This window comes from Streptomyces sp. NPDC045956, from assembly GCF_056430705.1.
In genome coordinates, this window is record NZ_JBWKKZ010000008.1 from 289,102 (window position 1) to 303,184 (window position 14,083).

Consider the following 14,083-nt stretch of genomic DNA (forward strand, 5'->3'; position numbering starts at 1 on the left):
GTGGGGGGGGGGGTGGGGGGGTGGGGGGGGGAGGGTGATGGAGGGTGCCGGGAACGGAACGGGGGCGGGGGGGGGGTGCGAGACCTCTCCCCCCCCCCACCGCCGTTGTCGGTGGCACCCGATAGCCTGCACAAACAGGCGATCGAACGGGAGGGCACGTGCGCGTACTGGGGGTGGACCCGGGGCTGACCCGCTGCGGGGTCGGTGTCGTGGAGGGCGTCGCGGGCAGACCGCTCACCATGATCGGTGTCGGCGTCGTCCGCACCCCCGCCGACGCCGACCTCGGCCACCGCCTCGTCGCCGTCGAGCAGGGCATCGAGCAGTGGCTGGACGAGCACCGGCCGGAGTACGTCGCCGTGGAGCGCGTCTTCAGCCAGCACAACGTCCGTACGGTGATGGGCACGGCCCAGGCCAGCGCCGTCGCCATCCTGTGCGCCTCCCGCCGCGGCATCCCCGTCGCCCTGCACACCCCGAGCGAGGTCAAGGCCGCCGTCACCGGCAGCGGCCGCGCCGACAAGGCGCAGGTCGGCGCCATGGTCACCCGCCTGCTGCGGCTCGCCGCGCCCCCCAAGCCGGCCGACGCCGCCGACGCCCTCGCGCTCGCCATCTGCCACATCTGGCGCGCCCCCGCGCAGAACCGGCTCCAGCAGGCCGTGGCCCGCGCCGCCCAGCCCGTCCCGCGGACGCCGCCGGCCCGGCGCACGGCGGCCGGCCGGCTCTCCCCCAGCCCCCGGCAGTCACCGACCGCCCGGCGCGGCCCGGCCCCCGAGCAGTCCTCGGACACCCAGCAGCCCCACGCGGCCCAGGTCCCGAACACCCCGCACGCACCGAAAGGCCACCCGGCATGATCGCCTTCGTCAGCGGCACCGTAGCCGCCCTCGCTCCCGATGCCGCGGTGGTCGAGGTCGGTGGCGTCGGCATGGCCGTGCAGTGCACGCCGAACACGCTCTCCACCCTCCGCCTCGGCAAGCCCGCCAAACTCGCCACCTCGCTCGTCGTCCGCGAGGACTCGCTCACCCTGTACGGCTTCGCCGACGACGACGAGCGCCAGGTCTTCGAGCTGCTCCAGACCGCCAGCGGCGTCGGACCCCGGCTCGCCCAGGCGATGCTCGCCGTGCACAGCCCGGACGCCCTGCGCAGAGCCGTCGCCACCGGCGACGAGAAGGCGCTCACCGCCGTCCCCGGCATCGGCAAGAAGGGCGCGCAGAAGCTGCTCCTGGAACTGAAGGACCGCCTCGGCGAACCCGTCGGAGCCCCCGCCGTCGGCGCTCCGGTCAGCACCGGCTGGCGCGACCAGCTGCACGCGGCCCTGATCGGCCTCGGGTACGCGACCCGGGAGGCCGACGAGGCCGTCGCCGCCGTGACCCCCCAGGCGGAGGCCGCCGGCGGCACCCCCCAGGTGGGGCAGCTGCTGAAGTCTGCCCTCCAGACCCTGAACCGCGCCCGCTGAACCGCCACCGAGCCCGCTGCCCCACCACCGCGCCCGCCGCCCCACCACCCCGACCCCCGAGGCACACACCGCTATGAACTGGGACGACACGACCGACACCGACGCCACCGCCGAGCGGCTCGTCGGTGCGTCCGCCGACGGGGAGGACCAGGCGGTGGAGGCCGCCCTGCGCCCCAAGGACCTGGGCGAGTTCATCGGCCAGGAGAAGGTCCGCGAGCAGCTCGACCTCGTCCTGCGCGCCGCCCGCGCGCGCGGGGCGACCGCCGACCACGTCCTGCTCTCCGGCGCGCCCGGCCTCGGCAAGACCACCCTCTCGATGATCATCGCGGCCGAGATGGAGGCCCCGATCCGGATCACCTCGGGGCCCGCCATCCAGCACGCCGGGGACCTCGCGGCGATCCTCTCCTCCCTCCAGGAGGGCGAGGTGCTCTTCCTCGACGAGATCCACCGCATGTCGCGGCCCGCCGAGGAGATGCTCTACATGGCCATGGAGGACTTCCGCGTCGACGTGATCGTCGGCAAGGGTCCGGGCGCCACCGCCATCCCCCTGGAGCTGCCGCCGTTCACCCTGGTCGGCGCCACCACACGCGCGGGGCTGCTGCCGCCCCCGCTGCGCGACCGCTTCGGCTTCACCGCGCACATGGAGTTCTACGGACCCACCGAGCTGGAGCGGGTCATCCACCGCTCGGCGGGCCTGCTCGACGTCGGCATCGACACGGCCGGCGCCGCCGAGATCGCCGGCCGCTCCCGCGGCACGCCCCGCATCGCCAACCGCCTGCTGCGCCGCGTCCGCGACTACGCCCAGGTCAAGGCCGACGGCCTGATCACCCAGGAGATCGCCGCGGCCGCCCTCGCGGTCTACGAGGTCGACGCCCGCGGCCTGGACCGGCTGGACCGGGGTGTGCTGGAGGCCCTGCTCAAGCTGTTCGGCGGCGGCCCCGTCGGCCTGTCCACGCTCGCCGTCGCGGTGGGGGAGGAACGTGAGACCGTGGAAGAGGTCGCCGAACCGTTCCTCGTACGGGAGGGCCTGCTGGCCCGCACCCCGCGCGGACGGGTCGCGACCCCGGCGGCATGGGCGCACCTCGGCCTCACCCCACCGCGGTCCCAGAACTCCGGAAACGGACAACAGGACCTGTTCGGGGCGTGACGCCACCGTCACGAAGAGGACATTCGCCGGGGCAGGAACCCCGGTGCCATGCTGAGCGTTGTTCCATGCGCGCGGACTCGCTTAGACTCCGCCGATGCCGCCCTTGTCGGCGGCGTACACACCCCCAACCATCAGGCCGCTCACCATCGCGGTCGTGTGAAGGAAGTACCGACCCGTGAGTCTCGTGACCCTCCTCCCGTTCATCGTGCTCATCGGGGCCATGTTCCTGATGACCCGGTCGGCGAAGAAGAAGCAGCAGCAGGCCGTCGACATGCGGAACCAGATGCAGCCCGGTTCCGGCGTCCGCACCATCGGGGGCATGTACGCCACGGTCAAGGAGGTCAACGAGGACACGGTCCTCCTCGACGCCGGCCCGGGTGTCGAGCTGCTCTTCGCCAAGAACAGCATCGGTGCCGTCCTCACCGACGACGAGTACAACCGCATCGTCCACGGCGTGGAGCACGACCTGAAGTCCGACGCCGACATCGTCCCGGACGATGCCTCCTCCCTCACCGGGACCGACGCCCCCGCCGACGACGCCGCCGTCTCCGACGACAAGCCCGTCGACCTCGGCAAGAAGGACGCGGCCGACGAGCCGACGGCCGACGCCGCGCCCGCCGAGGCGAAGACGGACGAGCAGGCGAAGAAGTCCGACGGCGGCTCCGAGGCGAAGTAACCGTGCTCCGGGGCGAGCGGGGCGTTCCCGCCCGCCCCGTGTGACGCGCGGCTCGCACGGATCCGGACACCATGTGATGGCCGCCGGCGACGCCTACCCGGCGCGAGCGGCCCGAGAGGGAGTACGCAAAGGTGGTAGCACCTAAAAAGGGAAAGAATGCGAGCGCTCAGAGTAAGCCCGGGCGCTCGCTGGCCCTGATGCTGATCGCCATCGTGGCGCTCACCGGCGGCATGTTCGCCTCCGGACACACGACTCCGCGTCTCGGCATCGACCTGGCCGGCGGCACCAGCATCACGCTGCGCGCGGTGCCGGAGGCGGGCCAGGAGTCCGCGATCAACAAGACCAACATGGACACCGCGGTCGAGATCATGGAGCGCCGCGTCAACGGTCTGGGTGTCTCCGAGGCCGAGGTGCAGACCCAGGGCGACCGGAACATCATCGTCAACATCCCCAAGGGGACGAACTCGAAGGAAGCCCGGGAGCAGGTCGGCACCACCGCCAAGCTCTACTTCCGCCCGGTGGTCGCCACCGAGCTGTCCGGCGCGGGCGCCACCGGCAGCCCCTCCCCGAGCCCCACCGGCAACGCCTCCGACAAGGCGACCGACAAGGCCACGGACGGCGCGGCCGATCCGGACAAGGCCACCGACGGTGACAAGGCGAGCGACGCGCCCTCCGGCTCCGCCTCGGCGAGCGCCGGCCCGCAGGGCCGTGCCGCCAGCGACGCCCTGAAGGCCGACCCCAGCCCGTCCGGCGGGGCCACCGACGGCGCCTCCCCCTCCGCGAGCGCCAGCGCCTCGGGTGACGACGCGACCGCCAAGCTCCAGGCCGCGTACGCCGCGCTGGACTGCACCGACGCGTCCGCGCGGGCCAAGGCGGGCGCCGGCGCCAAGCAGGGCGAGTCCATGGTCGCCTGCGGCCAGAACGCGCAGGGCCAGTGGCAGAAGTACATCCTCGGCCCGGCCGCGGTCGACGGCACCGACGTCGACAGCTCCGAGGCGGTCTTCAACACGCAGACCGCCGCCGGCTGGACCGTGACGATGAAGTTCACGGACGGCGGCGCCAAGAAGTTCGCCGACATCACCGGCAAGCTGGCGCAGAACCAGTCCCCGCAGAACCAGTTCGCCATCGTCCTGGACAACGAGGTCGTCTCCGACCCCTACGTCAGCCAGGCGCTCACCGGCGGCAGCGCGGAGATCTCCGGCAACTTCGACCAGGAGGAGGCCCAGGGCCTCGCCAACATGCTGTCCTACGGCGCGCTGCCGCTGACCTTCAAGGAGGACAGCGTCACCACCGTCACCGCCGCACTCGGCGGCGAGCAGCTCAAGGCCGGTCTGATCGCGGGTGCGATCGGCCTCGCCCTGGTCGTCCTCTACCTGCTGGTCTACTACCGCGGCCTGTCGTTCATCGCCGTCGCCTCGCTGCTGATCTCCGCGGCCCTCACGTACGTGATCATGTCGCTGCTCGGCCCGGCCATCGGCTTCGCGCTGAACCTGCCGGCCGTCTGCGGGGCCATCGTCGCCATCGGCATCACGGCGGACTCGTTCATCGTGTACTTCGAACGCGTCCGCGACGAGATCCGCGAAGGACGCACCCTGCGTCCCGCCGTCGAGCGGGCCTGGCCGCGCGCCCGGCGCACCATCCTGGTCTCCGACTTCGTGTCCTTCCTCGCCGCCGCGGTGCTCTTCATCGTCACCGTCGGCAAGGTGCAGGGCTTCGCCTTCACCCTGGGGCTGACCACGCTGCTCGACGTCGTGGTGGTGTTCCTCTTCACCAAGCCGCTGCTGACGCTGATGGCCCGGCGCAAGTTCTTCGCGAGCGGCCACAAGTGGTCCGGCCTCGACCCGAAGAGCCTGGGTGCCAAGCCGCCGCTGCGCCGCACCCGTCGTACCGCCCGCCCCGCCGGCCCTGTCGACCCGAAGGAGGCGTGAGATGGGAAAGCTCGGCACCCTCGGCGCTCGACTGCACCACGGCGAGGTCGGCTACGACTTCGTCAAGAACCGCAAGCTCTGGTACGGCATCTCGATCCTCATCACCATCACGGCCATCGTCGGCCTGGCGGTGCGCGGCCTGCACATGGGCATCGAGTTCCAGGGCGGCGCGGTCTTCACCACCCCGAAGAACATGAGCGCCTCGGTCTCGCAGACCGAGACGTGGGCGGAAGAGGCCTCGGGCCACGACGCGATCGTCCAGAAGCTCGGCGACGGCAGCCTCCGCATCCAGATCGCGGGCACCGACACCGAGGCGTCGGACCAGATCAAGGAAGAGCTCTCCAAGGACCTGGACGTCCCGGCGGAGCGGATCAACGCGGACCTGGTCGGCCCCAGCTGGGGTGACCAGATCGCCAACAAGGCATGGCAGGGCCTCGGGATCTTCATGGTCCTGGTGGTGATCTATCTGGCCATCGCCTTCGAGTGGCGGATGGCACTCGCCGCCTTCGTCGCGCTGATCCACGACATCACCATCACGGTCGGCATCTACGCCCTGGTGGGCTTCGAGGTCACACCCGGCACGGTGATCGGTCTGCTCACGATCCTCGGCTACTCGCTGTACGACACGGTCGTGGTCTTCGACAGTCTCAAGGAACAGACGAGAGACATCACCAAACAGACCCGCTGGACCTACGGCGAGATCGCCAACCGCTCGATCAACAGCACCCTGGTGCGGTCCGTCAACACCACGGTGGTCGCGCTGCTGCCGGTGGGCGGCCTGCTGTTCATCGGCGGCGGTGTCCTCGGCGCCGGCATGCTCAACGACATCTCGCTGTCGCTGTTCGTGGGTCTCGCCGCGGGTGCCTACTCGTCGATCTTCATCGCCACGCCGCTCGTCGCCGACCTCAAGGAGGCCGAGCCGCAGATGAAGGCGCTCAAGAAGCGCGTCCTCGCCAAGCGCGCCCAGGCCGCGGCCGCGGGCGTGCCGGCCGAGAACGCCGTGGACGAGGAGCGCTACGACGACGAGACCGACGAGGACCCCGAGGACCCCGACGACGCCGCCCCCGCGGTCGTCGGCCCCCGCAACCAGCCCGCCTCCCGCAACAGGGGACGCGGCCGGCCCTCCGGGAAGCGCCGATGACCGGGACCACCGACATCACGGAGCTGCTGCTCAGCCGCATCCGTGACGTGGCCGATCACCCGGAGCCGGGCGTGGTGTTCAAGGACATCACCCCGCTCCTGGCCGACCCGACGGCCTTCGCCGCCCTGACCGACGCGCTCGCCGAGGTCGCCGGGCGCACCGGCGCCACCAAGGTCGTCGGCCTGGAGGCCCGCGGCTTCATCCTGGGCGCCCCGGTGGCCCTGCGGGCCGGGCTCGGCTTCATCCCCGTACGCAAGGCGGGCAAGCTCCCCGGAGCCACCCTCAGCCAGGCGTACGACCTGGAGTACGGCTCGGCCGAGATCGAGGTGCACGCCGAGGACCTGACCGCCGACGACCGGGTCCTGGTCGTCGACGACGTCCTCGCCACCGGCGGCACCGCCGAGGCCTCGCTGGAGCTGATCCGCCGGGCGGGCGCGCGGGTCGCGGGACTCGCCGTCCTGATGGAGCTGGGCTTCCTCGGCGGACGGGCCCGGCTGGAGCCGGCCCTGGCCGGGGCGCCGCTGGAGGCGCTGCTCACGGTCTGACCGCTCGCACCGCTCGTCCGAGGCGGGCCCCGGAGGAATCCGGGGCCCGCCTCGGGTGTTGGCGGCCTTGACGGCCCTCACAGTGGCCTGAAGGCGATCCTGGCGTGCAGGATCGCTACCATGGGGACTCCGGAGCCTGACCGGGGGACCCGGATCGCGCACGAGGAGTCCTCTTGCCAGACGAGGCCCAGCCACTGACCGCCGCCAAGCCCGAGTCCGCCTCGGCGCCCGCGGCGAAGCCCGTACCGAGCGCGCCGCAGGCGAAGAACGACACGCACGGGCCGATCCAGCACGCCCCGGCGGCGCCCGTGGACAAGCCGGCCGACCAGCAGCCGCGTCCCAAGCCGATCCCGCCCGACCGCGGCCGGAACGCGCCCGTGGTCCGCGCACCCGCCGGCCAGCCCGCCCGCTCCGGCTCCTCCAACCGCGTCCGAGCCCGCCTCGCCCGTCTCGGCGTGCAGCGCGCCAACCCGTACAACCCGGTCCTGGAGCCCCTGCTGCGGATAGTGCGCGGCAACGACCCCAAGATCGAGACGGCGACCCTGCGCCAGATCGAGCGCGCCTACCAGGTCGCCGAGCGCTGGCACCGCGGCCAGAAGCGCAAGAGCGGCGACCCGTACATCACGCACCCGCTCGCCGTCACCACCATCCTCGCCGAGCTGGGCATGGACCCGGCCACACTCATGGCGGGGCTGCTGCACGACACGGTCGAGGACACCGAGTACGGCCTGGAGGATCTGCGCCGGGACTTCGGCGACGTGGTCACCCTCCTCGTCGACGGTGTCACCAAGCTCGACAAGGTCAAGTTCGGCGAGGCCGCGCAGGCCGAGACCGTGCGCAAGATGGTCGTCGCGATGGCGAAGGACCCGCGCGTCCTCGTCATCAAGCTCGCCGACCGCCTGCACAACATGCGCACCATGCGCTACCTCAAGCGCGAGAAGCAGGAGAAGAAGGCGCGCGAGACCCTGGAGATCTACGCGCCGCTCGCCCACCGGCTGGGCATGAACACCATCAAGTGGGAGCTGGAGGACCTCGCCTTCGCGATCCTCTACCCCAAGATGTACGACGAGATCGTCCGTCTGGTCGCCGAGCGCGCCCCCAAGCGCGACGAGTACCTCGCCATCGTCACCGACGAGGTGCAGCAGGACCTGCGCGCGGCCCGGATCAAGGCGACCGTCACCGGACGACCCAAGCACTACTACAGCGTCTACCAGAAGATGATCGTCCGCGGCCGTGACTTCGCGGAGATCTACGACCTGGTGGGCATCCGCGTCCTGGTGGACACGGTCCGCGACTGCTACGCGGCGCTGGGCACGGTCCACGCCCGCTGGAACCCGGTTCCGGGGCGGTTCAAGGACTACATCGCGATGCCCAAGTTCAACATGTACCAGTCGCTGCACACGACGGTCATCGGGCCCAACGGCAAGCCGGTCGAGCTGCAGATCCGCACCTTCGACATGCACCGCCGCGCCGAGTACGGCATCGCCGCGCACTGGAAGTACAAGCAGGAAGCCGTCGCCGGCGCCTCCAAGGTCCGCTCCGACGCGCCCAAGTCGTCCGGCAAGGGCAAGGACGACCACCTCAACGACATGGCGTGGCTGCGCCAGCTGCTGGACTGGCAGAAGGAGACCGAGGACCCCGGCGAGTTCCTGGAGTCCCTGCGCTTCGACCTCTCGCGCAACGAGGTCTTCGTCTTCACCCCCAAGGGCGACGTCATAGCGCTCCCGGCGAGCGCCACCCCCGTGGACTTCGCCTACGCCGTCCACACCGAGGTCGGCCACCGCACCATAGGCGCACGCGTCAACGGCCGCCTCGTCCCGCTGGAGTCCACCCTGGACAACGGCGACCTGGTCGAGGTCTTCACGTCCAAGGCGGCCGGAGCGGGCCCCTCGCGCGACTGGCTCGGCTTCGTGAAGTCGCCGCGCGCCCGCAACAAGATCCGTGCCTGGTTCTCCAAGGAGCGCCGCGACGAGGCGATCGAGCAGGGCAAGGACGCCATCGTCCGCGCGATGCGCAAGCAGAACCTGCCGATCCAGCGCATCCTGACCGGCGACTCCCTGGTCACCCTCGCCCACGAGATGCGCTACTCCGACATCTCCGCGCTGTACGCGGCGATCGGCGAGGGCCACGTCTCCGCGCAGAACATCGTGCAGAAGCTCGTCCACGCGCTCGGCGGCGAGGAGGCGGCCACCGAGGAGATCGACGAGTCGGTGCCGCCGGCCCACGGTCGCGGCCGCAAACGCCGCACCAGTGCCGACCCGGGAGTCGTGGTCAAGGGCGTCGACGACGTGTGGATCAAGCTCGCCCGGTGCTGCACGCCCGTGCCCGGCGACCCGATCATCGGCTTCGTCACCCGCGGCAGCGGTGTCTCCGTCCACCGCAGCGACTGCGTGAACGTGGACTCCCTCTCCCGGGAACCCGAGCGCATCCTCGACGTCGAGTGGGCCCCCAGCCAGTCCTCCGTCTTCCTGGTCGCCATCCAGGTCGAGGCCCTGGACCGCTCCCGGCTCCTCTCGGACGTCACCCGGGTGCTGTCGGACCAGCACGTCAACATCCTCTCCGCGGCCGTCCAGACCTCCCGCGACCGCGTCGCCACCTCCCGCTTCACCTTCGAGATGGGCGACCCCAAGCACCTGGGGCACGTCCTGAAGGCCGTACGCGGCGTGGAGGGCGTCTACGACGTGTACCGCGTGACATCGGCGCGCAGGCCCTCGTAGAGCGCCGCACACGACGAAAGGGGCTCCGGTACGCGACGCGTACCGGAGCCCCTTTCGTCGTGCGGATCAGCCGCCGAACTCGTGCAGCCCCTTCAGGGCCTGGTCCAGCAGCGCCTGCCGGCCGTCCAGCTCACGCTGGAGCTTGTCGGCCCTGGCGTTGTTGCCCTGGGCGCGCGCCTGCTCGATCTGGGAGCGCAGCTTGTCCACGGCCGACTGGAGCTGACCGGTCAGACCCTCGGCACGCGCGCGTGCCTCCGGGTTCGTCCGGCGCCACTCGCTCTCCTCGGCCTCCTGGAGCGCCCGCTCGACCGCGTGCATCCGGCCCTCGACCTTCGGCCGGGCGTCGCGCGGTACGTGGCCGATGGCCTCCCAGCGCTCGTTGACCGAACGGAACGCGGCGCGGGCCGCCTTCAGGTCGGTCACCGGCAGGAGCTTCTCGGCCTCCTCGGCCAGCTCCTCCTTGAGCTTGAGGTTCTCCGTCTGCTCGGCGTCGCGCTCCGCGAAGACCGAGCTGCGGGCGGCGAAGAAGACGTCCTGGGCGCCGCGGAAGCGGTTCCACAGGTCGTCCTCGTGCTCGCGCTGGGCGCGACCCGCGGCCTTCCACTCGGACATCAGGTCGCGGTAGCGCGCGGCCGTCGGCCCCCACTCCGTCGAGTTCGACAGTGCCTCGGCCTCGGCGACCAGCCGTTCCTTGGTCTGCCGGGCGTCCTCGCGCTGCGCGTCCAACTGCGCGAAGTGCTGCTTGCGGCGCTTGGAGAACGCCGACCGGGCGTGCGAGAAGCGGTGCCACAGCTCGTCGTCGGACTTGCGGTCCAGCCGCGGCAGCCCCTTCCAGGTGTCGACCAGCGAGCGCAGCCGCTCACCGGCCGCCCGCCACTGGTCGGACCCGGCCAGTTCCTCGGCCTCGGCGACCAGTGCCTCCTTGGCGCCGCGCGCCTCGTCGGACTGCTTCGCCCGCTGGACCTTCCGCTCCTCGCGGCGCTTGTCGACCAGCTCCACGAGTTTGTCCAGCCGGGTCCGCAGGGCGTCCAGGTCACCGACCGCGTGGTGCGCGTCGACCTGCTCCCGCAGGTGGTCGATGGCCGTCTGGGCGTCCTTCGCCGACAGGTCGGTGGTCTTCACGCGCTTCTCGAGGAGGCCGATCTCGACAACCAGGCCTTCGTACTTGCGCTCGAAATAGGCCAGCGCCTCCTCGGGGGAGCCCGCCTGCCAGGAACCGACGACCTGCTCGCCGTCGGCCGTACGCACGTACACGGTCCCCGTCTCGTCGACGCGGCCCCACGGGTCGCTGCTCACAGCGCCTCCTCCACATGATGCCTGCGGAGGGCTTCGCTACCCCCGGGCATCGTCCACAGTTTCGTCACGGCCAACATAGGCGACCGGCGGGTGGCCTGTCCGCATCCCGCGCGACCGAACTTTCGCTGATGAGGGTCAGGATTTGGCGACGGTCGCCTTGTCGATCACGACCGTCGCGTTGGGCGCTCCGTCGCCCGCTCCCGTGCTCTCACCGGCCTCGGCGATCTTCTTCAGCACCTTCATGCCCCCGTCCGAGATGGTGCCGAACGGTGTGTAGCTGGGGGGCAGCGGGCTGTCCTGGTACACGAGGAAGAACTGGCTGCCGCCGGAGCCCGGCTGCCCGGTGTTCGCCATCGCCACCGTGCCCGCCGGGTACGTGTTCTCCTTGAGGCTCTTGTCCTTCAGATTCTCGTCCGGAATGGTGTAGCCGGGGCCGCCGTTGCCCTGTCCCGTCGGGTCGCCGCACTGGAGCACGAAGATCCCGTTGGTGGTGAGCCGGTGGCACGGCGTGTGGTCGAAGAAGCCCTTGCCGGCCAGGAAGCTGAACGAGTTGACGGTGTGCGGGGCCGCCGACGTCTTCAGGGCGATGTCTATGTCGCCGCAGGTCGTGGCCAGTTTCATCGCGTACTTCGCCGACTTGTCGACGGTCATCGCAGGTTCCTTCTTCCAGGTCTGCGTCTTGACCTTGCCCTCGGCCGGCTTCTCGCACGGGTCCGGCGCCTTGCTGCTCGCCGAGGCGCTCGGGGTGACCTCCGCGTTCGCGTTCGACTTCGTGTCGTCGTCGCCCAGGACCACCCCGGTCGTGTACAGCGCGACACTGCCGATCAGAATCACGCCGAGCACCGACGCGATAGCGGCGTTGCGCATGCGCGCCTTGCGTCGAGCGGAGGTACGTCGCTGCTGCTGCCGCAAGAACTTCTCCCGGGCGAGCTGACGCCGCCGCTGCTCCTGGGTGACCACCGGGTTCTCTCCTCATGCGTCTTCGAGTGCCGACCGGTACGCGTGCGTGCGATGAGCCGACCGTGGGCGTGTAGCCCCGTACCGTATATGGGTTCGCTGAGGAAACGGCACCGCCGGTAGGCTCTGACCATGGGCGCGGCCCGTTCGCAAGCCCACCCGTACCGACACAAACGAAGGACGATCGTGCTCATTGCCGGGTTCCCCGCCGGGGCCTGGGGGACGAACTGCTATCTCGTCGCCCCCGCCGCCGGTGAGGAGTGCGTGATCATCGACCCGGGCCACCAGGCCGCACAGGGGGTCGAGGAAGCACTCGCCAAGCATCGGCTCAAGCCCGTCGCCGTCGTCCTCACCCACGGCCACATCGACCATGTCGCCTCGGTCGTCCCGGTCTGCGGCGCGCACGACGTGCCGGCCTGGATCCACCCCGAGGACCGCTTCATGATGAGCGACCCCGAAAAGGGGATCGGCCGGTCCATCGGCATGCCGCTCATGGGTGAGCTGACCGTCGGAGAGCCGGACGACGTCAAGGAGCTGACCGACGGCACCAGGCTGGAGCTGGCCGGCCTGGAGCTGACGGTCGCGCACGCCCCCGGCCATACCAAGGGGTCGGTGACCTTCGGTCTGCCCGAGGCGGCGGACATCCCGCCGATCTTGTTCTCGGGCGACCTGCTGTTCGCCGGCTCCATCGGCCGCACCGACTTCCCCGGTGGCTCCATGGACGACATGCTCGAGTCCCTGGCACGCGTGGTCCTGCCTCTCGACGACGCCACCGTGGTGCTGCCCGGTCACAACGACTACACGACCATCGGCCAGGAGCGCGCCACCAACCCGTATCTGCGGCAGGTGGCGGCCGGCCAGGGCGCGCCCGGCGCGCCCCGACGAGGAATGTGACGAGTAACCTCCCGTGAGCACCTTCAAGGCCCCCAAGGGCACGTACGACCTGCTGCCGCCGGACTCCGCCAAGTTCCTGGCGGTCCGCGAGGCGATCGCGGCCCCGCTGCGCAACTCCGGCTACGGCTACATCGAGACGCCCGGATTCGAGAACGTCGAACTCTTCGCGCGCGGTGTCGGTGAGTCCACCGACATCGTCACCAAGGAGATGTACGTCTTCGAGACCAAGGGCGGCGACCGTCTGGCGCTGCGCCCGGAGACGACGGCCCCCGTGCTGCGCGCGGTCCTGGAAGCCAACCTGCACAAGGCGGGCAACCTGCCGGTGAAGGTCTGGTACTCGGGCTCGCAGTACCGCTACGAGCGCCCCCAGAAGGGCCGTTACCGCCACTTCTCCCAGGTCGGCGCCGAAGCCATCGGGGCCGAGGACCCGGCCCTCGACGCCGAACTGATCATCCTGGCCGACCAGTCGTACCGGGCGCTGGGCCTGCAGAACTTCCGCATCCTGCTCAACTCCCTGGGCGACAAGGAGTGCCGTCCGGTCTACCGCGCCGCGCTCCAGGACTTCCTGCGCGGCCTCGACCTGGACGAGGAGACGCTGCGCCGCGCCGACATCAACCCGCTGCGCGTCCTGGACGACAAGCGTCCCGAGGTGCAGAAGCAGCTTACCGACGCCCCGCTGCTCCGCGACTACCTGTGCGACGCCTGCAAGGCGTACCACGAGGAGGTACGCGAGCTGATCACGGCGGCCGGCGTGGTCTTCGAGGACGACCCCAAGCTGGTGCGCGGCCTGGACTACTACACGCGCACGACCTTCGAGTTCGTCCACGACGGACTGGGCTCCCAGTCCGCGGTGGGCGGCGGCGGCCGCTACGACGGACTGTCCGAGATGATCGGCGGCCCGGCCCTCCCGTCCGTGGGCTGGGCTCTGGGCGTCGACCGCACCGTCCTCGCCCTGGAGGCCGAGGGCATCGAGCTGGACATCCCGTCGGTCACCTCCGTCTACGCCGTCCCGCTCGGCGAGGAGGCCCGCCGGGTCCTCTTCTCGAAGGTCACCGAACTGCGCAAGAACGGCGTGGCCGCCGACTTCTCCTACGGCGGCAAGGGCCTCAAGGCCGCGATGAAGGCGGCCCACCGCTCGGGCGCCCGCTACGCCCTGGTCCTCGGCGAGCGCGACCTCGCCGAGGGCGTCGTCCAGCTCAAGGACATGGAGTCCGGCGAGCAGAGCGCGATCGGTGTCAACGAGATCGTCGCGGAGCTGGAGTCCCGGCTCGGCTGAGGGCCCCCGCCGCTCCCGGGGCACGCGCATTCGTCCGCGTGTGCCCCCGGGGAACG

Annotated in this window: 11 protein-coding genes and 1 pseudogene; 10 read left to right on the forward strand and 2 right to left on the reverse strand. The window is 70.9% G+C overall.

Annotated features, from left to right (window positions below):
* Positions 1-158 precede the first annotated feature (158 nt).
* The 8 genes and pseudogenes from ruvC to relA form a co-directional block, all read left to right on the forward strand.
* Positions 159-749 (forward strand): annotated as a pseudogene (ruvC, locus tag AC07FV_RS22820) (crossover junction endodeoxyribonuclease RuvC); the annotation flags it as partial.
* A 95-nt stretch (positions 750-844) separates the two neighbouring features.
* Positions 845-1,450: a Holliday junction branch migration protein RuvA gene (ruvA, locus tag AC07FV_RS22825; RefSeq protein ID WP_479089154.1), complete on the forward strand. Its 606-nt coding sequence runs from the start codon at positions 845-847 to the stop codon at positions 1,448-1,450.
* Between the two features lie 73 nt (positions 1,451-1,523).
* Positions 1,524-2,597 carry a Holliday junction branch migration DNA helicase RuvB gene (ruvB, locus tag AC07FV_RS22830; RefSeq protein WP_356605722.1) on the forward strand — a complete coding sequence of 358 codons (1,074 nt, stop codon included), beginning with the start codon at positions 1,524-1,526 and terminating at the stop codon, positions 2,595-2,597.
* A gap of 175 nt (positions 2,598-2,772) precedes the next feature.
* A complete protein-coding gene (gene yajC / locus AC07FV_RS22835; RefSeq protein ID WP_383645948.1) occupies positions 2,773-3,273 on the forward strand; it encodes a preprotein translocase subunit YajC in 501 nt (166 codons plus the stop codon).
* Positions 3,274-3,404: 131 nt separating this feature from the next.
* Positions 3,405-5,201, forward strand: coding sequence for a protein translocase subunit SecD (secD, locus tag AC07FV_RS22840; protein ID WP_479089155.1), 1,797 nt, complete (start codon positions 3,405-3,407; stop codon positions 5,199-5,201).
* A gap of 1 nt (position 5,202) precedes the next feature.
* Positions 5,203-6,342, forward strand: coding sequence for a protein translocase subunit SecF (secF, locus tag AC07FV_RS22845; RefSeq protein ID WP_479089156.1), 1,140 nt, complete (start codon positions 5,203-5,205; stop codon positions 6,340-6,342).
* Complete coding sequence (locus AC07FV_RS22850) at positions 6,339-6,887, forward strand: adenine phosphoribosyltransferase (RefSeq protein ID WP_384703097.1); 549 nt, start codon at positions 6,339-6,341, stop codon at positions 6,885-6,887. The genes secF and AC07FV_RS22850 overlap by 4 nt, the downstream gene beginning before the upstream one ends.
* Before the next feature lie 173 nt (positions 6,888-7,060).
* Positions 7,061-9,604: a GTP pyrophosphokinase gene (gene relA / locus AC07FV_RS22855; protein ID WP_479089157.1), complete on the forward strand. Its 2,544-nt coding sequence runs from the start codon at positions 7,061-7,063 to the stop codon at positions 9,602-9,604.
* A gap of 66 nt (positions 9,605-9,670) precedes the next feature.
* Here relA and AC07FV_RS22860 read toward each other — a convergent pair whose 3' ends face one another.
* Both AC07FV_RS22860 and AC07FV_RS22865 read right to left on the reverse strand, forming a co-directional pair.
* The gene (locus tag AC07FV_RS22860) at positions 9,671-10,900 is read right to left on the reverse strand and encodes a DUF349 domain-containing protein (RefSeq protein WP_479089158.1); all 1,230 of its coding nucleotides are present in this window, start codon (positions 10,898-10,900) and stop codon (positions 9,671-9,673) included.
* Positions 10,901-11,035: 135 nt separating this feature from the next.
* Positions 11,036-11,860, reverse strand: coding sequence for a peptidylprolyl isomerase (locus tag AC07FV_RS22865; RefSeq protein WP_479089159.1), 825 nt, complete (start codon positions 11,858-11,860; stop codon positions 11,036-11,038).
* Between the two features lie 183 nt (positions 11,861-12,043).
* On the opposite strand from AC07FV_RS22865, the gene AC07FV_RS22870 reads away from it, so the two are divergent.
* Together AC07FV_RS22870 and hisS are read left to right on the forward strand one after the other, a co-directional pair.
* A complete protein-coding gene (locus AC07FV_RS22870; RefSeq protein WP_479089160.1) occupies positions 12,044-12,751 on the forward strand; it encodes an MBL fold metallo-hydrolase in 708 nt (235 codons plus the stop codon).
* 13 nt (positions 12,752-12,764) lie between these two features.
* Entirely contained in the window at positions 12,765-14,027 is a 1,263-nt protein-coding gene (gene hisS / locus AC07FV_RS22875) for a histidine--tRNA ligase (protein ID WP_479089161.1), read from the forward strand.
* Positions 14,028-14,083 lie beyond the last annotated feature (56 nt).

Excerpts from the sequence above, each read along its gene's own strand:
- ruvA (WP_479089154.1), top strand. The coding sequence starts at position 845 with ATGATCGCCTTCGTCAGCGGCACCGTAGCCGCCCTCGCTCCCGATGCC.
- secF (WP_479089156.1), top strand. The coding sequence starts at position 5,203 with ATGGGAAAGCTCGGCACCCTCGGCGCTCGACTGCACCACGGCGAGGTC.
- ruvB (WP_356605722.1), top strand. The coding sequence starts at position 1,524 with ATGAACTGGGACGACACGACCGACACCGACGCCACCGCCGAGCGGCTC.
- AC07FV_RS22850 (WP_384703097.1), top strand. The coding sequence starts at position 6,339 with ATGACCGGGACCACCGACATCACGGAGCTGCTGCTCAGCCGCATCCGT.